This window comes from Occultella aeris, from assembly GCF_902703175.1.
In the GTDB taxonomy this organism is placed as follows: Bacteria; Actinomycetota; Actinomycetes; order Actinomycetales; family Beutenbergiaceae; genus Occultella; species Occultella aeris.
The window spans coordinates 53,153-76,837 of sequence record NZ_CACRYJ010000016.1; the positions used below are offsets into that span (position 1 = coordinate 53,153).

General features: G+C 71.4%; 22 protein-coding genes and 3 tRNA genes. 11 read left to right on the forward strand and 14 right to left on the reverse strand.

Features of this window, described 5'->3' with window-relative positions; all coding sequences use genetic code 11:
- Positions 1–80: 80 nt before the first annotated feature.
- The 5 genes from HALOF300_RS04795 to HALOF300_RS04815 all read right to left on the reverse strand — a co-directional run bounded on the left by HALOF300_RS04795 (position 81) and on the right by HALOF300_RS04815 (position 4,138).
- The gene (locus tag HALOF300_RS04795) at positions 81–2,681 is read right to left on the reverse strand and encodes an ABC transporter permease (protein WP_156739799.1); all 2,601 of its coding nucleotides are present in this window, start codon (positions 2,679–2,681) and stop codon (positions 81–83) included.
- Positions 2,681–3,472, reverse strand: coding sequence for an ABC transporter ATP-binding protein (locus HALOF300_RS04800; protein ID WP_156739801.1), 792 nt, complete (start codon positions 3,470–3,472; stop codon positions 2,681–2,683). The genes HALOF300_RS04795 and HALOF300_RS04800 overlap by 1 nt, the downstream gene beginning before the upstream one ends.
- 359 nt (positions 3,473–3,831) lie before the next feature.
- Positions 3,832–3,904: transfer RNA gene (locus tag HALOF300_RS04805), tRNA-Phe, on the reverse strand.
- A gap of 45 nt (positions 3,905–3,949) precedes the next feature.
- A tRNA-Asp gene (locus tag HALOF300_RS04810) sits at positions 3,950–4,023 on the reverse strand.
- A gap of 42 nt (positions 4,024–4,065) precedes the next feature.
- Positions 4,066–4,138, reverse strand: a tRNA-Glu gene (locus tag HALOF300_RS04815).
- 207 nt (positions 4,139–4,345) lie between these two features.
- Here HALOF300_RS04815 and HALOF300_RS04820 point away from each other — a divergent pair.
- On the forward strand, positions 4,346–4,696 hold the full coding sequence (locus tag HALOF300_RS04820; protein WP_156739973.1) for a metallopeptidase family protein: 351 nt from the start codon (positions 4,346–4,348) through the stop codon (positions 4,694–4,696).
- Between the two features lie 132 nt (positions 4,697–4,828).
- On the opposite strand, the gene galE is transcribed toward HALOF300_RS04820, so the two are convergent.
- A complete protein-coding gene (galE, locus tag HALOF300_RS04825) occupies positions 4,829–5,794 on the reverse strand; it encodes a UDP-glucose 4-epimerase GalE (protein ID WP_156739803.1) in 966 nt (321 codons plus the stop codon).
- Positions 5,791–6,570, reverse strand: a complete 780-nt coding sequence (gene surE, locus HALOF300_RS04830) for a 5'/3'-nucleotidase SurE (protein ID WP_156739805.1) — start codon at positions 6,568–6,570, stop codon at positions 5,791–5,793. The genes galE and surE overlap by 4 nt, the downstream gene beginning before the upstream one ends.
- Before the next feature lie 233 nt (positions 6,571–6,803).
- On the opposite strand from surE, the gene HALOF300_RS04835 reads away from it, so the two are divergent.
- The 6 genes from HALOF300_RS04835 to nagB all read left to right on the forward strand — a co-directional run bounded on the left by HALOF300_RS04835 (position 6,804) and on the right by nagB (position 10,970).
- Positions 6,804–7,463 carry a DUF937 domain-containing protein gene (locus HALOF300_RS04835; protein ID WP_156739807.1) on the forward strand — a complete coding sequence of 220 codons (660 nt, stop codon included), beginning with the start codon at positions 6,804–6,806 and terminating at the stop codon, positions 7,461–7,463.
- A 59-nt stretch (positions 7,464–7,522) separates the two neighbouring features.
- Complete coding sequence (gene msrB / locus HALOF300_RS04840; RefSeq protein WP_156739808.1) at positions 7,523–7,924, forward strand: peptide-methionine (R)-S-oxide reductase MsrB; 402 nt, start codon at positions 7,523–7,525, stop codon at positions 7,922–7,924.
- Positions 7,921–8,685 carry an endonuclease/exonuclease/phosphatase family protein gene (locus tag HALOF300_RS04845; protein WP_156739810.1) on the forward strand — a complete coding sequence of 255 codons (765 nt, stop codon included), beginning with the start codon at positions 7,921–7,923 and terminating at the stop codon, positions 8,683–8,685. The genes msrB and HALOF300_RS04845 overlap by 4 nt, the downstream gene beginning before the upstream one ends.
- Positions 8,686–8,776: 91 nt before the next feature.
- Positions 8,777–9,655 carry an EamA family transporter gene (locus HALOF300_RS04850; protein ID WP_156739812.1) on the forward strand — a complete coding sequence of 293 codons (879 nt, stop codon included), beginning with the start codon at positions 8,777–8,779 and terminating at the stop codon, positions 9,653–9,655.
- Between the two features lie 106 nt (positions 9,656–9,761).
- Entirely contained in the window at positions 9,762–10,046 is a 285-nt protein-coding gene (locus HALOF300_RS04855; protein WP_156739813.1) for a GlsB/YeaQ/YmgE family stress response membrane protein, read from the forward strand.
- A 138-nt stretch (positions 10,047–10,184) separates the two neighbouring features.
- Positions 10,185–10,970: a glucosamine-6-phosphate deaminase gene (gene nagB, locus HALOF300_RS04860; protein ID WP_156739815.1), complete on the forward strand. Its 786-nt coding sequence runs from the start codon at positions 10,185–10,187 to the stop codon at positions 10,968–10,970.
- Between the two features lie 46 nt (positions 10,971–11,016).
- Here the strand turns inward: nagB and HALOF300_RS04865 are convergent, their stop codons facing one another.
- Positions 11,017–11,784, reverse strand: coding sequence for a phytanoyl-CoA dioxygenase family protein (locus HALOF300_RS04865; protein ID WP_156739817.1), 768 nt, complete (start codon positions 11,782–11,784; stop codon positions 11,017–11,019).
- A 121-nt stretch (positions 11,785–11,905) separates the two neighbouring features.
- Here HALOF300_RS04865 and HALOF300_RS04870 point away from each other — a divergent pair, with 121 nt between their 5' ends.
- From HALOF300_RS04870 to HALOF300_RS04880, 3 genes are read left to right on the forward strand one after another with little or no spacing between them, the layout of a single operon-like run.
- Complete coding sequence (locus HALOF300_RS04870) at positions 11,906–12,706, forward strand: helix-turn-helix transcriptional regulator (RefSeq protein WP_197522313.1); 801 nt, start codon at positions 11,906–11,908, stop codon at positions 12,704–12,706.
- Between the two features lie 21 nt (positions 12,707–12,727).
- Positions 12,728–13,234 (forward strand): hypothetical protein, encoded by a 507-nt coding sequence (locus tag HALOF300_RS04875; protein ID WP_156739821.1) that lies wholly within the window; start codon positions 12,728–12,730, stop codon positions 13,232–13,234.
- 47 nt (positions 13,235–13,281) lie between these two features.
- A complete protein-coding gene (locus HALOF300_RS04880) occupies positions 13,282–15,405 on the forward strand; it encodes an alpha-galactosidase (RefSeq protein ID WP_156739823.1) in 2,124 nt (707 codons plus the stop codon).
- Between the two features lie 30 nt (positions 15,406–15,435).
- Here HALOF300_RS04880 and HALOF300_RS04885 read toward each other — a convergent pair whose 3' ends face one another.
- Positions 15,436–16,134, reverse strand: a complete 699-nt coding sequence (locus HALOF300_RS04885) for a VOC family protein (RefSeq protein ID WP_156739825.1) — start codon at positions 16,132–16,134, stop codon at positions 15,436–15,438.
- An 88-nt stretch (positions 16,135–16,222) separates the two neighbouring features.
- Positions 16,223–17,452 (reverse strand): GTP-binding protein, encoded by a 1,230-nt coding sequence (locus tag HALOF300_RS04890; RefSeq protein ID WP_156739827.1) that lies wholly within the window; start codon positions 17,450–17,452, stop codon positions 16,223–16,225.
- Between the two features lie 388 nt (positions 17,453–17,840).
- Here HALOF300_RS04890 and HALOF300_RS04895 point away from each other — a divergent pair, with 388 nt between their 5' ends.
- Positions 17,841–19,637, forward strand: coding sequence for a heparinase II/III domain-containing protein (locus tag HALOF300_RS04895; protein ID WP_231955020.1), 1,797 nt, complete (start codon positions 17,841–17,843; stop codon positions 19,635–19,637).
- Between the two features lie 38 nt (positions 19,638–19,675).
- On the opposite strand, the gene HALOF300_RS04900 is transcribed toward HALOF300_RS04895, so the two are convergent.
- The 4 genes from HALOF300_RS04900 to gap all read right to left on the reverse strand — a co-directional run bounded on the left by HALOF300_RS04900 (position 19,676) and on the right by gap (position 23,664).
- Positions 19,676–21,175 (reverse strand): glycoside hydrolase family 3 N-terminal domain-containing protein, encoded by a 1,500-nt coding sequence (locus tag HALOF300_RS04900; protein WP_156739830.1) that lies wholly within the window; start codon positions 21,173–21,175, stop codon positions 19,676–19,678.
- Positions 21,172–21,699 carry a hypothetical protein gene (locus tag HALOF300_RS04905; RefSeq protein ID WP_231955021.1) on the reverse strand — a complete coding sequence of 176 codons (528 nt, stop codon included), beginning with the start codon at positions 21,697–21,699 and terminating at the stop codon, positions 21,172–21,174. Before HALOF300_RS04905 ends, HALOF300_RS04900 begins: the two co-directional genes overlap by 4 nt.
- Positions 21,700–21,735: 36 nt before the next feature.
- Positions 21,736–22,575 carry a siderophore-interacting protein gene (locus HALOF300_RS04910; protein ID WP_156739831.1) on the reverse strand — a complete coding sequence of 280 codons (840 nt, stop codon included), beginning with the start codon at positions 22,573–22,575 and terminating at the stop codon, positions 21,736–21,738.
- 93 nt (positions 22,576–22,668) lie between these two features.
- Positions 22,669–23,664: a type I glyceraldehyde-3-phosphate dehydrogenase gene (gene gap, locus HALOF300_RS04915; protein WP_156739832.1), complete on the reverse strand. Its 996-nt coding sequence runs from the start codon at positions 23,662–23,664 to the stop codon at positions 22,669–22,671.
- Positions 23,665–23,685: the final 21 nt, after the last annotated feature.

Below are 23,685 nucleotides of genomic sequence, written 5' to 3' on the forward strand. Positions count from 1 at the left end.
GCGTTGCGCGCACGCGTACTGGGTACAGCCAATCGTGCCCGGAGCCGTTCGGCAACACGGTGCCCGTGCGACGGCGTCGCTCATTCCTGCGCGATCGCTTCGAGGACGGGCAGCCGGGAGGCCCGGATCGCGGGCCAGACGGCGGCGAGGACCCCGACGACCGCGGACAGCGCCACGATCGCGGCGAGCTGGTCCCACGGGATCGCGAGCACGGACAGGCCCTGGTCGGCGAACACCGACCGCACGGCGGCGGCGAGGGCCACGCCCACGACGACACCGACGACCGTCCCGAAGATCGCCGTCAGCACCGACTCGATCACGATCGTGACGGACAGCTGCAGGCGCCCGAGGCCGACCGCCCGGATCAGACCGATCTCCCGGGTCCGCTCGATCACGGACAGCGCGAGCGTGTTCACGATGCCGAGCACGGCGATCACGACGGACAGGGCCAGCAGGGCGTAGATGATCACGAGCGCCTGGTTCACCTGGTCGGCGATCTGGTTGACGAGCTCGTCCGCGGTCAGCGCCGTCACGACGACGTAGGGCTCGATGATGGCGTCCAGCTGGTCGCGGAGCTCGGTGAGCGGGACGCCGTCGACGCCATCGACGCCGACCATCACAACGTTCGCGGGGGCGGGGCCGAGGAGTTCGGCGAGCTGGTCCTCGCCGATGGTGACGTCCGCGTTCAGCGCCTGCGAGTTCGTGATGGCGCCGACCGTGAGGGTCAGCTCGGTGACGTCGGTGCGCAGGGTGATCTCGTCGCCGAGCTGCCATCCGTACTCGAGGGCGGCGCTCGTCTGCAGGGCGGCCTCGCCGTCGGCCAGGGTGGCCAGGTCGCCCTCGAGGGTCTCGATCTCCAGGGTGGTACCGAAGGCCGCCGGCGGCGCCCCGATCACCGTGGTGGAGGTCGGGTCCAGGCCCGGTCCGCTCAGCTCGACGGGTGCCGTCGACAGGGCGTCGGCGCGGGCGACGTCATCGAGGTCGGCGATGGCGGCGACGGCCTCGGCCGGCACCGCGTTCGTGGCGGACAGGACCACGAAGTCGGCGCGGTACTCGGTCTCGACGATCGCCGTCGTCGACTCGCGCGCGGACGCGGCGAGCACCGTGCAGGCGGCGACGAGGGCCATACCGATCATCAGCGCGCCGGCGGTGCTGGCGGTGCGGCGCGGGTTGCGCATCACGTTGCCGCGGGCGAGCCTGCCGAGCGGCTTGATGGCGGCGACGAACGGTGCCGCCAGCACACCGAGCGTGGCCCGCGCGATCACGGGCGACAGGGCAAGCATCCCGACGAGAACGGCGCCCGCCCCGATGCCCAACCAGGGGCCGGGCTCGAGCCCGGCGTACGGGTCCTCGTCGGTGGACACGGCCACGGACACGTAGGTCGCCGCGACCCCGATCAGGAGCAGCACGGCGCCTGCCAGCGCGCGCCAGCGCAGGGACTTCTCGGTGACGGTGACGTCGTCACGCATCGCCTCCACCGGCGCCGTCAGGGCGGCCCGGCGGGCTGGCACGGCCGCGGCGACGAGGCTGACCAGGGTGCCGATGCCCAGGCACAGGACGGCGGTGAACGCGGTGACCGGGGCCTCGCCGGTGAGGTTCATGCCGAACCGGGACAGGATCCAGCGGATCAGGTCCACCAGGGCCACGCCGCTGAGCAGCCCGACTGCCGAACCGACCAGGCCGACGGCGAACGCCTGGGTGAGCACGACCGTGAAGACCTGCGCCGGGGAGGCGCCGAGCGCGCGCAGGAGCGCGTACTCGCGCTGGCGCTGGCGCACCGACATCGCGAACGTGTTCGTGATGATGAAGGCGCCGACGAACAGCGCGATGCTCGCGAACACGAGCAGGAACGTGCCGATGAAGCCGATGATCTCGTTGATCGCCTCGGACGCCTCGGCCCGGACGTCGTCGCCGGTGCGGGCCTCGAGGTTTGCGTCCGGATGGTCGGCGAGCACGGTGTCGGTGATGGCGTCGACCAGGTCCGACTGGCTGACGCCGTCGTCGCCGTAGACCGCGATCGAGTTCACGAGCCCGTCAGGGGCGAACAGGTCGGCGGCCACGTCCGCGTCGAGGAACGCGAGGGTGGCACCGGAGGTGGGGGAGGCGTAGGCACCCTCGGCGACGACCGTCACCTCCCTGACCTCGCCCCCGAGCACCACGGTGGTGGTGTCGCCAAGAGCCAGGCCGGAGGAGTCCAGCGCGCCGCTCTCCAACCCGATCTCGTTCGGTCCCACGGGTACCTCGCCGGCGATCAGGTCGACCGCAGGGTCGTCGGGGTGCAGGGCGAGCGCCAGGCTGGGCGCCTGACCGTTGACGACGGCGGTGCCGTCGGCTCCGACGATCACGATCGGCCCCTGGACGTCGGGCAGGGCCCGTGCGACGCCGTCGACGGCGGCCACCTCGTCCGCGAGGGCGATGTCGATGCCGTCCCGGGCGCCACCGAAACCGGCGCCCGGGTCCGGCGGGCCGTCCGGGAGGCCGTCGTCGGTGGTGGTGGCGACGCTGCGCAGGTAGGCGTCGCCCTGGAGGGAACTCTCGACGATGGAGTCGAAGGTGTCCGAGAGCATCGCCCTCAGGATGAACGTGCCGGCGACGAACGCGACGCCGAGGATCACGGCGAGCACGGACAGGGCGAACCGGACCCCGTGCGCGCGGATCTCGCGAAGGCTGACCCGCAGCATCAGGGGGCGTCCTGCTCCCGCGCCTCACCGAGCGCGGCGAGGGCCTCGAGGATGTCCGCCTCGGCCGGGTCGTGGAGCTCGCCCACCAGCGAGCCGTCGGCGAGGAAGATCACCCGGTGGGCGTAGGAGGCCGACCGGGGGTCGTGGGTGACCATCACGACGCTCTGGCCGAGGTCGTCGACGCTGCGGCGCAGGAACCCGAGCACCTCGCCGGCCGCCTTGGAGTCGAGGTTGCCGGTGGGTTCGTCGGCGAACACGATCGACGGCTTGGCGACAAGGGCGCGCGCGCAGGCGACCCGCTGCTGCTGGCCGCCGGAGAGTTCGGTGGGCCGGTGGGTGAGCCGGTCGCCCAGGCCGAGGGTGTTGATGACCGTGTCGAAGCGGTCGCGGTCGACCTGGGTGCGTGCGATGTCGAGCGGCAGGGTGATGTTCTCCGCCGCGGTCAGGGTGGGGACCAGGTTGTAGGCCTGGAAGACGAAGCCGATCCGGGTGCGGCGCAGGTTGGTGAGCTGGCGCTGGGACATCGAGGAGATGATCTCGCCGTCCACCTCGACCGTGCCGGAGGTGGGGGTGTCCAGGCCGGCCATGCAGTGCATCAGCGTGGACTTGCCCGAGCCCGAGGGGCCCATGATCGCGGTGAGCCGGCCACGGCCCAGGTCGACGTCCACCCCGCGCAGGGCGTGTACGGCCGTGGCGCCGGCGCCGTAGACCTTGGTCAGGGCGCGGGCCGAGGCGATCGGGTCATCAGCGGGTTCGGGGGAGGTGGAGACGGGAGCGGCGTGTCGGCCCATGGTGCGATTATTCGTGGTCCGGTCGCGCGAGGGGATCACTCAGGAGGGTGAGATCCCTGCGCTGTCCTACGACCGGGGGCGCAGAGCGAGCTGCGTCAGTCCCGCCCTGTTGCGGTGTGGTTGCGACGTACCGGGTACGTCGAGACCAAACCGCTCCCGCGAATGTGACGACCCGACCCGGGTAGCCGAATCGGCCGCGGTCAACCCGACTCCTGGCTCCGCGCAGGCTGCGCCTCGACGCCGCCAGGTGCTGATGTCTGCCCAGCGACAACTCCACGAGCCGGCCGCCCAGGCCGCGCTCCGCCGTCGGGCATGAGAAACGCCGCGGACCGAATGGTTCGCGGCGTCTGCTCCGTGTGTGGCTCCGACCGGCGTCGATCCGGTGACCTTTCGATTTTCAGTCGAACGCTCTACCAACTGAGCTACAGAGCCTTGAAACGAACGCCCGGTCATCTGCATGACCGGGCGGATGTTTCGCGACCCCGACCGGACTTGAACCGGCGACCTCCGCCGTGACAGGGCGGCGCTCTAACCAACTGAGCTACGGGGCCTCAGGTGAGGCTTGAGTCTACGTGCGATGCAATTGTGGTGCGTACCCCCAACGGGATTCGAACCCGTGCTACCGCCGTGAAAGGGCGGGGTCCTAGGCCGCTAGACGATGGGGGCCCGGTTGAAGCTGAGCGCCCGTGACGCTGTTCGGCGCCCCAAGACCTCCGAAAGCATACGGTACGCGGGGCCCGCGGAGCAAAACGCCTGGACCCTCTGTGTGCGAGGTCACGTCGGGGTGGTTCGGGCCCGGTCCGGTGGGCCAGGTGTGGCCGCCGCGGACCCGGGAGATCCGCCAGCTGCTGTCACACTGGGGCGGTGATCGAGATGTCCCGCGGGGAGTTCGAGGAGGCCGTCGCCGACGGCCTCGACCTGATCCCCGAGGAACTTGCCAGGCACATCAGCAACGTCGTGATCCTCGTCGAGGACGAACCGCCCACCGACTCCGACGACCCGGACCTGCTCGGCCTCTACGAGGGCACCCCGCTCACCGAGCGTGGGGAGTGGTGGGCGGCCGGCTCACTGCCGGACCGGATCACGATCTTCCGCAACCCGACCCTGCGCTTCTGCGAGTCCACGGACGAGGTGGCCGAGGAGGTCGCCGTCACCGTGATCCACGAGATCGCGCACCACTTCGGGATCGACGACGACCGGCTCCACGAGCTCGGCTGGGCCTGACGCTGCGGGCCGGGCCGCCGAACGCGAGGTTGTTGGCTCCGCAACGCGCTCGGCAGCCAACAACCTCGCGCTCGACGGCGGAACTCGCCCTGGCAGACGAGGCGGCGGTCGGGTGGATGGGTGGACGGCTCCTCAGGCCTGCGCGGCCTGCCGGGCCTCCCACGCCGTGGCCACCATCTGCTCCAGCGAGTAGCTCATCCGCCAGTCGAGGTCCCGCGCGGCCGCCTCGCCGGACGCGACGATCCGCGCCGGGTCACCGGGCCGACGCGCGGCGACGGTCGGCTCGAACGGGATCTTCGTGACCGCCGCCATCGTGTCCATGATCTGCCGGACCGAGACGCCGTCGCCACTGCCGAGGTTGTACACGGGCAGCAGTTCGCGTCCCTGCGCGAGCGCCTTGGCGGCGCTGACGTGGGCGTCCGCGAGGTCCGCGACGTGGACATAGTCGCGCACGCAGGTGCCGTCCGGGGTCGGGTAGTCGATGCCGTTGATCCGCGGCGTCCTGCCCTGCGCGAGGGCCTCGAGCACCAGCGGGAACAGGTTGTGCGGGGAGGTGTCCCGCAGTTCCATCGCGCCGGAGCCGACCACGTTGAAGTACCGCAGCGAGGTGTGCCGCAGTTCGCTGGCACGGCCCTGGTCGGCGAGCAGCCACTCGCCGATGAGCTTGGACTCCCCGTACGGGGACTCCGGGTGCGTGGGGGTCGCCTCGGTGACCAGGTCCACGTGCGGGGTGCCGTAGGTGGCCGCCGAGGAGGAGAACACGATCGCCTCGACCCCGGCGCGCTGCATCGCCTCCAGCACAGACACGGTCCCCGTCACGTTCTGCGTGTACGTGTGCAGCGGCCGCTCCACCGAGACCCCCGCGTACTTGAACCCGGCCACGTGCACCACGCCGATGCAGTTGTGCTCGTCGAGGGTCCGGGCGACCACGTCGGTGTGGAGGATGGACGAGCGGACGAACGGGACGCCGTCGGGCACGAACTCCTCATGCCCGCTGGACAGGTCGTCCAGCACCACGACGCCGATCCGTGCGTCCCGGAACGCCTGCACCACGTGTGCGCCGATGTAGCCGGCCCCTCCGGTCACCAACCAGGTCATCGCCGGACCTCCTCACTCTCGGTGTCGAAACCGGGTAGCACCACGGCGCCGTCGTCGTGGGAGTGTGAACGCAGCAGCGACATCGTGGCCCACCCGCGCGCGAGGTAGCCCGCGTCGGTGTCGTCCTCGAAGTGGACGTCGTGGGAGGCGAACGGGCGGAACAGGAGTTTGTCGATCTGCTGGTTCACGACGTCGGTGTCGACGTCGAAGGTGGCCAGCCGCGCCGCCCGCAGGCCGCGCAGCTCGGCCGGTGGCACGTCCGGGATGTTCACGTTCAGGACCCGGGTGTCCTGGGTCTGGCTGGTGAACCACTCGAAGGCCCGCGTCAGCACCAGGTATGCGGTGTCCCAGTGCTTCGGGTGCTCGGCCGCGATCGAGCTGGCCAGCGCCGGGATGCCCTGGGCGGAGGCGGACAGGGCCGCGCCGACCGTGCCGGAGTGGATCACCGCGGGCCCGACGTTCGGGCCGAGATTGATACCGGACAGCAGCAGGTCGGGCCGCTGGCCGAAGGCGCCGAGGCCCGCCGCGTAGGCGATCAGGGCGGGGCTGGCGTGCACCGCGATCGACTCGATGCCCTCCCGCAGGCCGTCCGGGCGACCGGGCGAGGTCTTCACGACGCCGTTCTCGGCCTCACCGCTCAGCGCCGCGCTGTAGCCGGAGTACTGGCGGTTGGGTGCGGCGACGATCACATCGTGACCGGCGTCCGCGGCGACATGCGCCAGGGTCACCAACCCGGGTGAGTCGATGCCGTCGTCGTTCGTGATCAGGACCCGCATCGCGGTGGAACTCCCTTGAGAGGTGGCTGGTGGCCGGCCCGCGCGTGACGCGGGTTCTGCTCCCATTCTGCCCCGCTCGCTGCGATCGTGGGGCGGGCGTCCCCGTGCCCGACGGCGGTGGTCGCCTCGGGCGGGCCGTTGGCGCCTCGCGAGGGGTGTCATGCAGGGCGGGGCTCGCTACGCTCGCCGGTGGGACGCCGTCGGCGCCCACACTCGATGATGAGAGGCCCGTGATGTCGACCACCGAAGAGATCCTCGACGCCGTCCCGATGGACCAGATCGCCGCCCGGCTCGGCGTGGATCGCGCCACCGCCGAGCGCGCCACCCGTGCGGCGCTGCCCACCCTGCTCGCCGGCATGAACGCGAACGCCGCGGACCCGGACGGCGCCCGGTCCCTCGTCGGAGCCATCTCCAAGCACGATCCTGCACTTGTGGAAGGCGGCGTCGACCTCGACCAGGTGGACACCGACGACGGCGCGAAGATCGTCCGCAACGTGTTCGGACAGAACACCGACGCCGTCGTCAACACGCTCTCCAAGGCGGATTCCGGCGCGGCGGGATCCGGTGGCGGACTGGGCGACCTGTTGCCGAAGCTGCTGCCGATCCTGGCTCCGATCGTGTTGTCGTTCCTCGCGAAGAAGTTCGGGCAGGGTGGCGGAGCGGGTGCCGACGCGGAGTCGGGCGGCGGGGGCATCGGCGACCTCCTCGGCGGGCTGCTCGGCGGCGGGGCCGGTGGCGCGACCGGGTCCGGATCGGGGGGCGGCGGCGGCCTCGGCGACCTCCTCGGTGGCCTGCTCGGCGGTGGTTCCGGCTCGGGCGGGTCCGGCTCACGCGAATCCGGCGGCGGCCTCGGGGACCTGCTCGGTGGCCTGCTCGGCGGCGGGAAGCGCTGACCCGGCCCCAACCCCGCCACCCATTGGGTTCGGGGGCGATCCCGAGAGACAATGGCCGCATGTACAAGGTCACGAAGTCTGAGGACGAATGGCGTAACGAGCTCAGCCCGCAGGAGTACCAGGTGCTGCGGCAGGCCGGGACCGAGCGCCCCGGTACCGGCGAGCTCCTGAACGAGGAGCGGGTGGGCGTCTACCACTGCCGCGCCTGCGGGGCCGAGCTGTTCCGCAGCGAGACCAAGTTCGAGGCACACTGCGGCTGGCCGAGCTTCTACCAGCCGAAGGAGTCGGACGCGGTCGAGCTGATCGAGGACCGCACGCTGGGCATGGTCCGCACCGAGGTGCGCTGCGCCAACTGCGGCTCGCACCTGGGTCACGTCTTCGACGACGCCCCGCAGACCCCGACCGGGGACCGGTTCTGCATGAACTCGGTGTCGATGACGTTCGAGCCCACGCAGGGATGACCCGGCTGCGGGTCCTCTCCTTCAACATCCAGAGAGGCCTGGCATCCGCGGGCGGGGCCACCGACGAGCGCGCGCTCTCCGACGCGTTCGCCGGCATGAGCGCGGACGTGGTGGCACTGCAGGAGGTGGACCGCGACCAGCCCCGGTCGCGCCACCTCGACCAGGCGCACGTGATCGCCGATGCCCTGGGGCTCCAGCACGTGCGGTTCGCCGCCGTGCTCGGCGGCGACGTCCGCCTCGGCAAGCACGCCACCACGCGCCTCGGGGACCACCCCGGCGCCGGGTACGGGCTGGCCATCCTGTCCCGGTACCCGATCACGGCCTGGTTCGCGCGTCCGCTGCCCCGGGTCCGGATCCCGCTCCCGGGCTGGAAGGGCTCGGCGCCGTTCACCTGGCGCGACGAGCCCCGGGGCGCCCTGGCGGCCGTCCTTGCCACCCCGGACGGGCCGGTCGGGTTCTGCAGCACGCACCTGTCCCAGGCCGGCCCGATGGCGGCTCTGCAACTGCCCCGTCTGCTCCGGTCGGTCGACACCCTCCCCGGGGCGCGGATCGTCTGCGGCGACCTCAACCTGAACCACGCCACGGTGGCGCGACTCGCGCGCCGTTACGGCACTGCCCGGGCGGACACGTTCCCGGCCGATCATCCCCGCCGCCAGATCGACCACGCCCTGGTCCGCGGCGCCCGGATCGTCTCGGCGTCGGCCACCCGGCTGCCGGTCTCCGACCACCGGGCCCTCGAGGTGACGATCGACCTGGCCTGACGCTCGCCGGGGGTGGGCCGTCCCGGGCCTCGGACCGCCGGCCGCGGCCGGCCGAGTCCGCTGGCATCATGAACCGGGTGAGCGGGCAGCGATGAGACAACTGGTCGACCGGACCCCGGCACCACTGCTCTTCCTGGTCGGCGGCTTCTCGCAGTACGTCGGCGCCGCCCTCGCGGTGGGCCTGTACCCGACCATGCCCCCGCACGCCGTCGCCTGGCTACGCGCGGTGTTCGCCGCCGTCGTCCTTCTGCTCGTGGTGCGCCCCTGGCGCGCCGACTGGAACCGCCGCACGCTCGCCCAGACCGGCGTCTTCGGACTCGTCCTGCTCGGCATGAACATGCTGTTCTACGTGGCGATCGAGCACCTGCCGCTCGGCGCCGCCGTCGCCGTCGAGTTCACCGGCCCCGTGGCCGTGGCCGCGTGGGGCGGCCGGACGGCGCGGGCCCGGATCGCGATCGGGCTGGCCCTGTTCGGTGTGCTCTCGATCAGCCTGGTCGGCCTGGACTGGTCGGTGACCGGGTCGACGGCGGACCTCCTCCTCGGTCTCGGCGCCGCGCTTGCCGCCGGGGTGCTCTGGGCGGCCTACATGGTCATCGGCGGCCGGATCGTGCGGGCGCGGGACGGTCTGTCATCCCTCGCGGTGGGCCTGGCGATCGCCGCGGTCGCGTTCGCCCCGTTCTCCGCACCGTTCGCCGGCGCCGCCGTCCGACCGGAGATCCTCCTGACCGCGGCCGCCGTGGGGGTGCTCTCCAGCGTGGTGCCGTACGTGCTGGACCAGGTCACCCTCAAGCGGCTCGGCACGGCCACGTTCGCGCTCATGAACGCCCTGCTCCCGGTCTCGGCCACCATCATCGGCGTGATCGCGCTGGCCCAGCTGCCCACGGCCGGCGAGGTGATCGGCGTCCTCGCGGTCAGCGCCGCGGTATGGATCTCGGGAAGCGGGAGACGACCCGCGGTGGAGCCCGGCTGAAACGGCCGCCGAATCCGCCCAACAGGCGGGACGGGGTCGCCTGTGCCACGCTTTCGACTGCAGCCACCGCTGCGAATGTCTGTTCGAGAAGGATCGGGGTTCATCCATGGGTGAAGTCATCGGTGTCATCATCTTCGGCGCTGTCATCGGCGTCATCGCACGCCTCGTCCGGCCCGGGCCGCAGAAGATCGGCATGCTCTGGACGGTCATCATCGGGATCGTCGGCGCCCTGCTCGGCTACCTGATCTCCGGGTGGCTCGGGGTGCGGGACACGCCGGGCATCGACTGGATCCGCTGGGTCATCTCCATCGTCGCCGCCGTGGTCCTCCTCGGCGTCTATCTCGGCCTGACGGCGGGCAAGGGCTCGGGCGGCAACTCCGTCACGAAGTGATCGACGGCCTCGGTCCCGGTGGGATCGAGGTTCGCGGAGCGAGGGTCCGGTGGCCGGTCGGCCGCCGGACCCTCGCCTTGTGCGGGTACCACCCGGACGCAGGTGAGATCGGTGCCGCGATTCTGGGAGAGTGGGCCCATGGAGCTCATCATCGCGCCGGATTCCCGGGCCATCGCCACCATCGTCGCCGACGCGATCGCCGCACTGCTGGACCGCAAGCCCGATGCCGTGCTCGGCGTCGCCACCGGATCCTCCCCGCTCGCGATCTACGACGAGCTCGCCACCCGGTACGCCGCCGGCGCGATCTCGCTCGCCGGTGCACGTGCGTTCATGCTGGACGAGTACGTGGGACTGGCCGCGGACCACCCGCAGCGGTACCGGAACGTGATCGAGACGGAGTTCGCCGGCCGGGTGGACATCGACCCGGCCAACGTGCAGGGTCCCGACGGGCTCGCCGCGGACATCCCCGCGGCCTGCGCGGCCTACGAGCAGGCGATCGTGGACGCCGGCGGTGTGGACGTCCAGATCCTCGGTATCGGCACCGACGGGCACATCGCGTTCAACGAGCCGGGCTCCTCGCTCGCCTCGCGCACCAGGATCAAGACGCTCACCGTGCAGACCCGCCAGGACAACGCCCGGTTCTTCGACGGCGACCTCGAGCAGGTGCCCACCCACTGCCTCACCCAGGGCCTCGCCACCATCATGAGCGCCCGGCACCTCGTGCTCGTCGCCACCGGGCTGGCCAAGGCCGAGGCCGTGCACCACATGGTCGAGGGCAGCGTCAGCGCGATGTGGCCGGCCACGATCCTGCAGCACCACCCGCACGCGACCGTGCTCGTGGACGAGGCCGCCGCGTCCCGGCTGCAGCTCGCGAGCTACTACCGCCAGACGTACGAGTCAAAGCCGGCCTGGCAGGGCATCTGAACGGCCTGACCGTGGCCGGTCGAGCGCCCGCGCGACGGGCGGCAGCTCAGGCGATGACGGCCCCGTCGCGCAGGAACGGGTCGAACGAGCCCCAGGGCTCGGAGCCGTCCGCGGACATGATCACCTCCGCCGAGTACTGCGCCAGGTAGACCCTGCGCATCCGGTCGGTCAGGTTCGGCCCGCTCCGGTGGATCACCACGCTGGAGAACACGGCGATGGAGCCGGCCGGGACCACGACGGGCATCCCCGGGTCCGACCCGAAGTAGCAGACCTTGTCATTGACCCGCGGGTCCGGGATGTGCTTGATGTAGGAGCGGATCCCGGACCGTGAGTACGGCAGCAGGTACACCGAGCCGTTCTCCTCGGTGACGTCGTCGAGAGCGATCCAGCAGGTGAGGTACGGCTCGTGGTTCTCATGGACGTACCCGGAGTCCTGGTGCCACCCGAACGCGGTGTCCGGATCTCCCGCCTTGAGGACGTACTGCTCCCAGAACAGGTACGCGTCGTCACCGAGGGTCGCGCGGCAGATCTGCGCCATCGTGTCCCCGAACAGGAACTGCCTCAGTTCGGGCCGCTGCTGGTAGACCATCGCGGAGAAGTACCGCTTGCCCCGGGCATTGATGCCGATCCGATCCACCCCCTTGGCGTCCATCTCGGCGTCGAGCCGGTCGACGGCGAACTGGGCGCCCCCGCGCAGCAGTTCGAGTTCGGTGTCACTGAGGACGTTCTCCAGGATGAAGTACCCCTCGTCGCGGTACTGCGCACGCATCTGCTCGGTGACCAGGGGTGCGTGGGTGTGCTGGACGCTGCTCATCGGGACCTCACCATCGATCGGGATCTGACCCGTCCACGCTAGGCAGCGGGACACCCGGGCCGGAATGCTCGTGGTGGACCGTGCCATGTACGTTCTGGCGCGATCGCGGTTCAATCTCACCATGCACCAGCGCACCCGTCTGCTCGTTGCCGACGCGCCCGTGACCAGGATCGGCCGGCTCGTGCTGGCCGGTCAGGTCATCGATGACGAACCTGTGATGCCCGCGAACCTGCGGGTCATGGACCCTTACGTACTGTCCGCAGTGTTCGCCGGGCGCGGCGTCTACGAGGATGCCGAGGGCACGCAGCCGATCCGCCCGGGCACCGTCACGGTGGTCCGGCCCGGGGTGCCGCACCGGTACGCGACGGCGCCCGGCGAACGATGGACGGAGGTCTTCGCAGTGTTCGACGGTCCGCTGTTCGAGGCCCTCGACGCGGCCGGGGCGCTGCCCGAAGCCGGTCCGCAGCACCCGTCCCCGACACCGGCGATGGCAGCGCTGCAGACGGTGCTGCGGATGACCCCCTCGGGTCGGCTCGGGGCCGAGCACCAGCTCATGGCGCTCGCGGACTGGCTGCTCGACGCCGGCCGGTCCGAACCGGGGGCCTCGCTCACGGCGCCGGTCCAGTCCGCGGTGGAACGGCTCTCGGGTACCCTCGACGCGCCGGTCGACCTGCGCGCCCTGGCAGCCGAGGTGGGGCTGTCCTACGACGCGTTCCGACGGAGGTTCTCGGCCGAGGTGGGCCGCTCACCCCTGGCGTTCCGCAACGATCGACGCCTCGCCGCGGCCGCGACCCTGCTCCGGCACACGGACCTGACCAATGGGGCGGTCGCGCGGGCCCTCGGCTACGTCGACGAGTTCCATTTCTCCCGGCGGTTCCGGGCCCACCACGGCGTGCCACCCGGGCGGTACCGGCGCCGGTGACCGTCGTGACATATTGACCCCATGGATACCCCCACCCTTCTCGGGATCGGCGTGGTCGCGCTGATTCTCGTGATGTCCGTCGTCGGCACCATCCTCAAACGCAAGGCCATCGCGAAGGGCAATGAGATCGGCGCCAGGCGCTCCGCGGACCGGCAGTCCGGCAAGGCGGGCACGCTCGGCGAGACCGTGGTCATCAACGCGCCCGTCGACGTCGTCGCCGGCCTCGTGGCTCCGATCCTCACCGGCACCTGGGTGACGCAGAAGTCACCGACAGAGTGGACCCAGAAGATGTACCACGACGATGACATCACCTTCCGGATCGCGCCGGTCGCGGACGGCTCCGAGGTGTACGTGGCCGAGACCATCGAGTTCATGGGCACCGTCAACGGTGCCAAGCAGTGGCGCAGGTTCCGGGAGCGGATCGCCACGGCCGCCGCCGAGAACGGGCTGGGCAGCAGGGCCGGGCAGCGCCACCTGGTTCGCTCGCACGCCGTGCAGAACGACGACCACGTGTGGATCGCCCGGTAACGGGTCCGGTCCGCCCAGCCGATCCAGAACCCTGCCGGAGGTCAACCTTGTCCGAGCCCGTGCTCCATCACCTGCGCGCCGGCGGGGTCTCCCTCGTGCTGCGCACCATCAGCGACCGGCTGCCGGAGGTACTGCACTGGGGCGCCGACCTCGGCGACGTGCCGGGCGCCGCACTGGCTGACCTGGACCTCGCCTCGCGCCCCCAGCAGGTCACCGACCAGACGAACGACCCGGTCCAGGTGAGCCTGCTGCCGGAGTTGTCCGCGGGCTGGCTCGGCACGCCCGGGCTGAGCGGCCACTTCGCCGGCGCCCGCTCGAGCCACCGGTTCACCGTCACGGGCGCGCGCTTCGACGCCGCCCGCGCCGAGCTCGAGGCGAGCGACGCGAGCGGACTCGGCCTCGCCGTCGTCGTCGAGCTCACCCCCCAGGGCCTGGTGCGCCAGCGCGCCACGGTCACCAACCACGCGGTCGGTCCTTACACCCTGGACGCGGCCCACCTGACCCTGCCGGTGCCGGCACGGGCCACCGAGGTCCTCGACCTCACCGGCCACCACCTGCGCGAACGCTCCCCGCAGCGCGCCCCCTGGCAGGTCGGCGTGCGCAGCCATGACAGCCGGCGCGGGAGGACCGGCCTGTCCTCGACCACGCTGATGATCGCTGGGGAAGCCGGGTTCTCCTTCGGCGGCGGCGAGGTGTGGGGCGTGCACACGGCGTGGAGCGGCAACCACCGCATGTACGCCGAGCACCACAACGACGGGCGCAAGCTGCTCGGCGGCGGCGAGCTCCTCCTGCCCGGCGAGATCGTGCTCGCCCAGGGCGACGACTACACCACCCCGTGGCTCTACTACTCCTACGGCGTTGGCCTGGACGAGCTGTCCGCCCGGTTCCACCAGTGGCTGCGCGCACGGCCGGGCCGAGCCACCCGGCCTCGTCCGGTCACGCTGAACACCTGGGAGGCCGTCTACTTCGACCAGAGGCTCGAGAAGCTGACGGAGCTCGCGGACGTGGGCGCCGCCGTCGGGGTCGAGCGGTTCGTGCTCGACGACGGCTGGTTCGGCTCGCGCCGCGACGACACCTCGGGGCTGGGGGACTGGGAGGTCTCCGCCGACGTGTGGCCGGACGGGCTCGGGCCGCTCATCGAGCGCGTGCGCGGCGCCGGCATGGAGTTCGGACTGTGGGTGGAGCCGGAGATGATCAACGTCGACTCCGACCTGGCCCGCGCGCACCCGGACTGGATCCTCGCGCCGGTGGGCCGGCTGCCGATGGAGTTCCGCAGCCAGCAGGTGCTGAACCTGACCATCCCGGAGGCGTTCGCGCACATCCGTGGCCGGCTGATCGCGCTCCTGGACACCTATGACATCGCCTACCTGAAGTGGGACCACAACCGCGACCTCATCGAGGCGTGCGACCCGGTCACCGGAAAGTCGCTCGTGCACGCCCAGACCGCGGCGTTCTACCGGCTCGTGGACGACCTCAAGTCCGCGCACCCGGAGGTCGAGATCGAGAGCTGTGCCTCCGGCGGCGGGCGGGTGGACCTTGAGGTACTGGAGCGCACCGACCGGGTCTGGGCCTCGGACTGCATCGACCCGCTCGAACGCCAGCACATCCAGCGCTGGACCGGGCTGTTGCTGCCGCCTGAGCTCGTCGGTGCGCACGTCGCCTCGCCCACCTCGCACAGCACCGGACGCACCCACGACCTGTCCTTCCGCGCCGTGACCGCCATGTTCGGGCACTTCGGACTCGAGTGGGACCTGACGGCCGCCTCGGAGGTGGACCGGGCCGAGGTGGCCGAGTGGATCGCCGCGCACAAGGGCTACCGCGAGCTCCTGCACACTGGCCGCACGGTCCGCGTGGATGAGCCGGATCCGAGCCGGTTCGTGCACGGCATCGTCGCGCCGGACCGGCGGCGCGGCCTGTTCGCCGGGGTCATGCTGGCGACGTCGGTGCACCAGCCGACGCCGCCCGTCACGCTGGCCGGGCTGGACGAGGAGCTCACCTACGAGGTCACGCTGGTCGGCGTCGGGACGGGCGACGGCGGGGGCTGGGGTCGGCCGTTGCCGTGGGCCGAGCGCGGGGTGCGGTTGTCCGGGCGGATGCTGCACCGGGTGGGCCTGGTGCTGCCGCGGCTGAACCCCGAGCACGCGGTGCTGCTGGAGGTGCGGGCGAGCTGACGGAGCCCGCCAGCCGGGTCTGACGGCTGGTCAGTCCTGCGAGAGGCTGAACACGATGCCGTCGGGATCGGCCAGCGCCACAGAGCCGTCGTCGCCGCCGATCCTGCGTGCACCCAGGGAGACCAACCGGTCGACCTCTGTGGTCGGGTCGCCCTCGGCGACGAGATCGAAGCGATGGCGGTCGTGCGAGGGCCCCGCGATCGGGGGCGTGCCGCCCCAGGCGAGCTTCGTGCCGCCGTGCGGGGACTGGACGGCGGTCTCCTGGTCCCGGTCCCAGACCAGTGGCCAGCCCAGTGCCTGCGCCCAGAACAGGCCGACGTCGCGGGTCCCGGTGCAGGCGACCTCGCCGAGGAAACCGCAGCCGGCCAGGAACTTGTTGCCGGCCTCGATCACACAGAACTCGTTGCCGTCGGTATCGGCGAGCACGATGTGACCCTCCTCCGGCCGCTGGCCGATGTCGATGTGGGCGGCGCCGCGTTCGAGGGCCGCCGTGACGATCTCCTGCTGGTCCGCGGGAGTCGCGCTGGTCAGGTGGAGATGGACCCGGTTCGGACCGGCCTTCTCGGCCGCGGTGTGCGAGAACCGCAGACCGACCTGGGTCTCGGAGCCGGGCAGCAGCGGGCCGCGCGCGTCGTCGATGACGGCCCGTCCCAGCATGCCGGCCCAGAACTCCGCCGCCACGGCCGGGTCATGGGCATCGAAGGTCACGGCCAGCAGACGCAGGGGCATGTCAAGGACGGTAGGCCCGGACGCGGCGCCCGCGCACCCCAATTGTCTGCGGGTGCCGACGCGTGTGGCGCCGGCGAGCCCGCCCGGCTCAGGCCATCCCGGAAGAGGACCGGGCACCGAGGAACGGCTCAAGGTCGTCCTCCCGGTCGAGCCAGGGGGCGAGGCCCTCGGCCTGCTCGGCCGGGGTGAGCAGCGACTCCTCGAACGCCTGCGCCACCGCGGCCCGGTGCGGTCCGGCGCCGACCACCAGGAACCGGGTGTGCGGCGAGTGGTGGTTCCACCGCGAGGCGATCCCGACGCTCAGCTGCCGCCCGGCGCCCAGCACGCCGCACACGGAGTCGGGTCGGTTCGGCACCCAGAACCGGCCGCGGACCACTCGCGGGCCGTTGATGAGGGCGTCGATGTGGGTGAGCAGGCGGCTCGGATGCACGGCAGCCGGGGAGCGCAGGTCGAGGGTCCACACGCCCGACGGCGCTGCCTCGCCCGGGTGGGCACGGGCACCCTCCGCGTCGGCCCCGGGAGCGTCAGCGAGCATGCCCGGTCCGGGTGTCATGCTCAGCGGGTGCGCGCGGCGTTCGGTGGCCATCGTGGAGTGCGGGTGGCCGAGCACGCCGCTCAGCCACGGTTCGTGCGCATCGTCCCAGCGGGTGCTCTCGGGGGCACGGAGCGCCTCGAGCAGGTCCGAGCCGAGGTGGGCCCCGTGGGTGGCGTGGGAGGCCGGGCTGACACCGACCCGCTCGGGCACGGTGGTCTGCGCCGGCGTGGTGAGCAGCACCGCGTCCGCGACCGGCAGCTGGCCGAGCAGCACCTCGCCGATGGCCCGGTGATCGCCATGGGTCAGCATCAGGCCACGGTCGGCGAGGTCCTCCTCGCCGAGAAGATCCGTGGCGAGCGTGTCCGGGTTCACCAGGCTGATGGTGGCGCCGAGGCGCACCGCGCGAAGGTCACCGTCGGACCCGAGGTGCTGGGCGAGGCCCCGCACCGCCGGCAGCAGCTCGGCCGCGGCGGGCAGCGCGAGGATCATGCCGGCGTACGAACCGGTTTGCGCCAGCCGGGCCAGCACGGGTACGGCGTCCTCGCGGACCGCGCAGGCCGGGCAGACGTGGTCGAGGTCCACGAACGTGTCCCCGAGGGCGGCGCCCGCGTGCAGGATCCGACGCCGGAGCCGGTGACCCTCGAGGTCGTGGACCACCGCGACCACGTCCGGGCGGTCCACGAGGGCGCTGCCGAGCGCGATCTCCCGGTCGATCGGGTCGACGCTCGCCAGCACCGCGACGGGCAGGCGCGGTGGTCCCTGGGTCTCGGAACGCTCAGTCATAGGTGCTAAGGATAGCCTTACCTGAACGGCGGTGAACACCCCGCCCCCAAGACGAGGTGGGCTCGGCCATCACGTTTAGACGGCGGTCCGACGTGTCGTCACGCCACGGTTTGATCGAGCTCGTTGACGCGACGTTGCGTCACCGCTTACGGTGGACGCACCGATACGTCCGCACTGCTCGTCAGAGGCGACAACCAGCAGCGGGCACCGACGCCGCACGGAAGGACACCGTGACCTCGATCTCCGTTCAGCGCACCGTCTTGCTGCGCTCGTCCTGGGACACTGTCAACGTTGGCGCTGCGCACTCATCCACGGCCACAGGTCCGACGAGCGGGTGTGGCCGATGAGGTCGTCACGCGCTGGATTCAAGCCGGTCGTGCCGGAGAGCGTGATCGAGCTGGTCCGTAGCGACCATCCGCGGCTGATCGCCGACGACGACCGGTTGGCCCAGATCCACGCATGGGTCGAGGCGGGCGGGGGTGCTGCTGCCCTGCAGGGAAGGCTGCTGGCCGGCGCCGATGCTCTCCTGGACGAGCCGACGACGGTCTACGAGTTCACCAACGGGCGGTCTCTGCTGTGGCCGGCGCGTCAGGTCAAGACTCGCGTATGGATGCTCGCACTGAGCTACCGGCTGACTGAGGACCGCGCGTACGCCGAGCGTGCCGCCATCGAGCTCGACGCTGCTGCCGCGTTCCCGGACTGGAACCCGGAGAGTTTCCTGGCGGTGGCGGAGCTGTTGAACGGCTTCGCGATCGGCTACGACTGGCTCCATGCCTACCTCGATGACGAACGGCGATCGAGCATCGCGGCCGCGATGTTCGACAAGGGTCTGCGACCTGCGCTGGAGGCCTACGAGAACGGTGCCGGTTGGACAACGGAGACGAACAACTGGCAGATCGTGTGTGTGGGCGGGATCGCGATGGCGAGCCTGGCCCTGGCCGACGTCGATCCGGGACTCACCGAGAGGCTCTTGCAGCTGGGCATGAGGCACGTCGGGCCGGCGATCGACGAGTATGCCCCCTCGGGCGGATTCCCGGAAGGGATCGTCTACTGGAAGTACGCGACCAAGTACCTTGTCCAGTACATCGCGAGCCTGGTGTCGGCCACGGGCCACGACTTCGGCATGTCGGATGCACCCGGCCTTGCTGAGACCGGGGCGTTCGCGCTTCACATGGCGGGTCCGACCGGCCTCAGCTTCAACGTTGCTGATGCGTCGCCTGCCCAAGGAGGTCTGCCGGAGATGTACTGGTTGGCCGAGCGGTACGAGCACCCTGAGTACGCGTGGTGGGCGGACGAGGGGCTGGCGTCGGCCGATCCAGCCGCGGCGATGGTCTGGTACGGACTCTCGGACCGAGCGACACCGGCACAGGCAGGGCTGGCGACCGACGTCGTGTACGAACATGTCGGTATCGCGCTCTCCAGGTCGGCTTGGGGCGGCTCGACCGGCCTGTTCACCGGCTTCAGACCCGGTGACAACGCCAGCAGCCACGGCGACCTGGATATGGGAACCTTCGTGCTCGATGCCGGGGGCGTCCGCTGGGCGGAGGATCTGGGTGCAGAGTCCTACAGCCTGCCGGGCTACTTCGGCAGCCAGCGCGGGACCTACTACCGCAAGCGCGCGGAGGGGCACAACACGCTCGTCATCGGCTCCGGCAGCGGACCTGATCAGGCTCCGGCGGGGAGGGGCAAGGTGATCGCGCACGGCTCATCAGGAGGTGCGGGCTGGACCGTGGCGGACCTGAGCGAGGCCTATGCGGATCGCGGTGTCGATGCCTGGCAGCGCGGGGTCGCGATGATCGATGACCGCACCCGTGTGGTCGTGCAGGATGAGGTGCAGGCCTCGCAGCCTGCGGATGCCTGGTGGTTCATGCACACCTCGGCCACTGTGGAGATCGCACCGGATGGCCGGTCGGCGGTGCTGACGCTTGATGGGCGGACCGTGTTGGCGCGTATCGCGGACGCTCCTGCAGGGGCGGTGTTCTCGGTGATGGACGCGGCGCCGCTGCCGACGTCTCCCAACCCGGATGGCCAGGCGGCAAACGAGCAGTCGAAGCTGACGATTCGCGTGAGTGACGGTTCGGCCTTCACGTTGTCGGTGGTGTTCGACCCAGTCGTCGACGGCGTGGCGCTGCCACCGCTGCCGCAGATCGTGCGCTTGGCTGGGTGGGCATCAAGGGGCCTGTGATCAGGTCTGCGCGCGCTCTCGGCAGCACCAGAGCGCGCCTACTGCGGCCCGCAGAGCAGTGCCGCGACCGCCCGGCCGCTCGCGGCACTCGACCCGTACGTGGTGACCACCCGTGCCGGTGTGGGCGCGAGTTCCGCCGGCCAGCCCAGGCGCACCACCACCGCGTCCGGGCGTGCGGCCAGGACCGCCGTTAGCAGGTCCAGCTCGACGTCGTGCAGGTGTGGCTGGTCCAGGACGAGGACGAGTTGGGCGTCCCGGGCCGTGTCGAGGACGTCGGCGAGGGCCGTCCCGGCGGCGGTGATCGCGGTGATCGGCCGGCGCTGCGCCAGTGCGGCTGCCACGGGATCGGGGACGACGCCCGCGGCCTCGTTCCGACCCGCGCGGCCGTCCACGACCACCACGGTCGATCGGGGCTGCAGGGCGACGTCGCCGTGTACCTCGCAGGCGCCGCGGGCCACGTCGACGGCGGCCCGGTCGGTGATCGGGGCGGTGTCGCGGGCTCCGTTCGCTGACCGCTGCTGGGAGACCCAGGACCGCAGTGCCGCGATCCGGGCCGCCGCCGCCTCGAGGACCTCGGGGTCGAGGTCGCCCGAGCGCAACGCCTCGACGATGGCGTGCTGGGTCTCGGCGTACGTGCGCTCGTCGGGGTGCGGGTCCGCCGCCGTGACCGGGTAGACGCCGGCGTTGCCGAGGCAGAGCAGGTCCACGCCGGCCCGCAGTGCGGCAACGGCGCCACCGCCGATCCCGAGGGTCGCCGAGATTGCGCGCATGTCCAGCGCATCCGAGACGATCACGCCGTCGAACCCGAGGCCGCGCAGCAGCGCGGTCGCCCGAGGATTGACCGTGGCCGGTTCCGGGCCGAGGTGATCGACCACCAGGTGCGCGGTGAGCACGGCGCGGACGCCGGCGTCGATCGCGGCGCGGAACGGCGCGAGGTGGATCTCCTCGAGCCCCGCCACGGTCGCGGAGGAGCGGGCGCCGCCCAGGTGGGAGTCGGTCGCGGTGTCCCCGTGCCCGGGGAAGTGCTTGGCGCAGGCAGCGGTGCCGGTGTCCTGCAGCCCGCGCACGTAGGCGGCCGTGTGCCGGGCCACCAGGTCCGGCTCGGCGCCGAACGAGCGCACCCCGATCACCGGGTTCGCCGGGTTGCTGTTCACGTCGGCGACCGGTGCGAGGTCCACCCCGATGCCCCGCTGCGCCAGTTCGGTCCCGATCCGGGCGGCGACGGCGGCGGTCGCGGTGACGTCGTCGTGGCGGCCGAGCACGGCGTGACCGGGCACGGGGGACCCGGTGCGCGCGTGCAGCCGGGTGACCGACCCACCTTCCTCGTCGATGCCCACCACGGCATCCGGACCACCGAGCTCGGCGACCAGTCGCGCCGCCTGGTGCGGGTCGCCGTCGTCGATGTTCGTGGCGAACAGCACCGCGCCGGGAGCTCCCGCATCCCGGGCGCGCAACAACCAGGCCGGCGCCGTGGTGCCGGCGAAGCCGGGCCAGAGGACGGCGTGCGCGAGCCGGTCCAGGGCGCGATCGCGGCTCACGCCGTCAGGCCCGTCACTGGTGCGCGCCGGACCCGGCGCACGAGAGCCGTCACGGACCGCGCAAGCGCCGGCCCCATGGGGCGGGGCGGCACGTCGAGGTACCCGCCGTCGGCGAGGCCGGCGTTGCGTTCGAAGAAGCACCGCGCCGCGCGGTCCCCGGTGCGCAGCCAGGACCAGACCATCGACAGCAGGTACAGCGGGATGAACGGCAGACCGAGGCAGGCCATCCACTGCCGGCTGTGCCGCTCCTCGTGCTTGAGGAGGGTGGGGTTCCTGGCCGTCAGCTTGCCGATGTCGTGACGGCTGATCACGACGTCGCCGACGGTGAACGCGCCGCCGGTCGGGAAGTGCCATCGGTAGTGCTCGGCCAGGTACAGCAGCTGCGGGCCGCGGCGGATCTTCGCCCCGCCGGCCCTGGCCACGCCGAGTCCGAGTGCGGTGGAGAGATTGGCCCAGTTGGCGACGTGCCGCGTCCGCGGGTACCGGCTCAGGCGGTCCGGCGGCGTGGGATCGAGGTGACTCATGTGGGCTGACGCTAGCCGGTACGAGGCGGGCGGTGGCTAGATCTGTCCGATCGGCTCGCGCTTCTCGGCCTGGAACGTGTCCTCCTTGCGACCGTGGGCCCAGTATGCCGAGAGTGAGAGTTGTGAGCGGTCGAGGCCGCGCTCGTCGGTCAGGTACGGGCGCAGTGACTTCATGGCGCCGCGCTCACCATGGGCGAAGACCTGCATGCGGCCCTCCCGCCATTCGAGGGCGCGCACCGCGTCGGCCAACAGGGTGGTGGTACCGGCCTCGCGGCCATCCCGGTGCAACCACTCGATCCGGATGCCGTCGGGAGCCGTGAGCTCGAGCCGGTCGGCGTGCCCGTCCACCTCGAGCAATGCCACGCCGCGGGCGTCGGAGGGCATCGCTTCGAGCGCGGCGGCGATCGCAGGCAGGGCGGAGTCATCGCCGGCGAGCAGGTGCCAGTCCGCATCCGGGTCCGGGGCGTAGCCGCCGCCGATACCGCCGAGCACCACCGGGTCACCGGGTCGGGCGGCATCCGCCCACGGACCGGCTAGCCCCGCATCGCCGTGCACCACGAAGTCGATCCAGATGTGACCGTTCGCCAGGTCGAAGCGACGGATCGTGTAGGTGCGCATCGAGGGCAGCAGGGAGGGCGGCAGCTCCCCACGCAGCGCGGCGAGGTCGTAGGGCGGCGTGAGGTCTGTCTCCGGGTGCGCGAACACCATCTTCGTGTACGCATCCGTGGAACCGTTGTCCGCGACGTCGGCGATCCCGGGTCCGCCGGCGACGATGCGGACCATGTGCGGGGTCAGTTGGATGCGCTCGAGCACCTGCAGCACGATCTGGGGTCGCTGGACCCGCTGGGCGCGCTGAGGGCGTTCGGACACGGTCATGTGATGCCTTCCACGTCAGGGTGAGGATGCAGGAGCCGCTCAGTTGCCAGCGGCGCTCCCATAAGGCAACCCTAACCTGGGTTGGCGCGGCCCCTACCCGCTGATGCGCTCGGACAGCTCCACGAGCCGGTTCGAGAACCCCCATTCGTTGTCGTACCAGGCGAAGATCTTGACCTGATCGCCGACTACCTGGGTCAGCGGCGCGTCGAAGATCGCCGAATGGGGGTTGCCGACGATGTCGGCCGAGACGATGGGTGCCTCCGAGTAGGCGAGGTACGGCGACAGTCCGGGGGTCGCAGCGGCCGTGTGGAAGGCCGAGTTGACCTCCTCGACGGACGCCGGCCGGGTGAGCTTGACCGTGAGGTCCGTGATGGAACCGACGGGCACCGGAACGCGCAGCGCCAGGCCGGTCAGTCTTCCGTCGAGTTCGGGGATGATCCGCCCGATCGTGCTGGCAGCACCAGACGACGTCGGAATCGTGGACAGTCCGGCGGCGCGGGCGCGCCGCAGGTCGCCGTGCGGGGCATCGTGCAGGCGCTGGTCGCTGGTGTAGGCGTGGATCGTCGTCATGAGCCCGGACTCGATGCCGAACGCCTCATGTAGCACCTTCACCATCGGGGCAAGGCAGTTGGTGGTGCAGGAGCCGTTCGAGAACACGTCCTGCGCCATGTCGATCGCCTCGTCGTTGACGCCGAGCACGACCGCAGGCACATCCCCGGACGCCGGCGCGGAGATGATGACCTTTCGTGCTCCTGCCGCTAGGTGGGCACGAGCGCTGGCCGAGTCCGCGAACCGGCCGGTGGACTCGATGACGACGTCGACGCGCTCCTCGCCCCACGGGATGTTGGCCGGCTCGCGTTCCGCGGTGACGCGGATGCGCGCACCGTCGACGACGATGGCATCGTCGTCGACCTGTACGCCGTCGAGATGCCCGGCCAGCGAGTCCCACTCCAGGAGCGAGGCGAAGGTCGCGGCGTCGGCGATGTCGTTGATCGCGACGACCTCGACGTCGGCCCCGCTCTGCAGGGCGGCGCGCAGGTAGCTGCGCCCGATGCGGCCGAATCCGTTGATTCCGATCCGAACAGTCATGGGGTTCTCCTTCTGGGTTTG

Excerpts from the sequence above, each read along its gene's own strand:
- msrB (WP_156739808.1), top strand. The coding sequence starts at position 7,523 with ATGTACAAGGTCACGAAGTCTGAGGACGAATGGCGTAACGAGCTCAGC.
- HALOF300_RS04820 (WP_156739973.1), top strand. The coding sequence starts at position 4,346 with ATGTCCCGCGGGGAGTTCGAGGAGGCCGTCGCCGACGGCCTCGACCTG.
- HALOF300_RS04845 (WP_156739810.1), top strand. The coding sequence starts at position 7,921 with ATGACCCGGCTGCGGGTCCTCTCCTTCAACATCCAGAGAGGCCTGGCA.
- galE (WP_156739803.1), bottom strand. The coding sequence starts at position 5,794 with ATGACCTGGTTGGTGACCGGAGGGGCCGGCTACATCGGCGCACACGTG.
- HALOF300_RS04835 (WP_156739807.1), top strand. The coding sequence starts at position 6,804 with ATGTCGACCACCGAAGAGATCCTCGACGCCGTCCCGATGGACCAGATC.
- HALOF300_RS04875 (WP_156739821.1), top strand. The coding sequence starts at position 12,728 with ATGGATACCCCCACCCTTCTCGGGATCGGCGTGGTCGCGCTGATTCTC.
- HALOF300_RS04795 (WP_156739799.1), bottom strand. The coding sequence starts at position 2,681 with ATGCTGCGGGTCAGCCTTCGCGAGATCCGCGCGCACGGGGTCCGGTTC.
- HALOF300_RS04890 (WP_156739827.1), bottom strand. The coding sequence starts at position 17,452 with ATGACTGAGCGTTCCGAGACCCAGGGACCACCGCGCCTGCCCGTCGCG.
- HALOF300_RS04885 (WP_156739825.1), bottom strand. The coding sequence starts at position 16,134 with ATGCCCCTGCGTCTGCTGGCCGTGACCTTCGATGCCCATGACCCGGCC.
- HALOF300_RS04870 (WP_197522313.1), top strand. The coding sequence starts at position 11,906 with ATGCACCAGCGCACCCGTCTGCTCGTTGCCGACGCGCCCGTGACCAGG.
- HALOF300_RS04905 (WP_231955021.1), bottom strand. The coding sequence starts at position 21,699 with ATGAGTCACCTCGATCCCACGCCGCCGGACCGCCTGAGCCGGTACCCG.
- nagB (WP_156739815.1), top strand. The coding sequence starts at position 10,185 with ATGGAGCTCATCATCGCGCCGGATTCCCGGGCCATCGCCACCATCGTC.
- HALOF300_RS04800 (WP_156739801.1), bottom strand. The coding sequence starts at position 3,472 with ATGGGCCGACACGCCGCTCCCGTCTCCACCTCCCCCGAACCCGCTGAT.
- HALOF300_RS04865 (WP_156739817.1), bottom strand. The coding sequence starts at position 11,784 with ATGAGCAGCGTCCAGCACACCCACGCACCCCTGGTCACCGAGCAGATG.
- surE (WP_156739805.1), bottom strand. The coding sequence starts at position 6,570 with ATGCGGGTCCTGATCACGAACGACGACGGCATCGACTCACCCGGGTTG.
- HALOF300_RS04855 (WP_156739813.1), top strand. The coding sequence starts at position 9,762 with ATGGGTGAAGTCATCGGTGTCATCATCTTCGGCGCTGTCATCGGCGTC.
- HALOF300_RS04910 (WP_156739831.1), bottom strand. The coding sequence starts at position 22,575 with ATGACCGTGTCCGAACGCCCTCAGCGCGCCCAGCGGGTCCAGCGACCC.
- gap (WP_156739832.1), bottom strand. The coding sequence starts at position 23,664 with ATGACTGTTCGGATCGGAATCAACGGATTCGGCCGCATCGGGCGCAGC.
- HALOF300_RS04850 (WP_156739812.1), top strand. The coding sequence starts at position 8,777 with ATGAGACAACTGGTCGACCGGACCCCGGCACCACTGCTCTTCCTGGTC.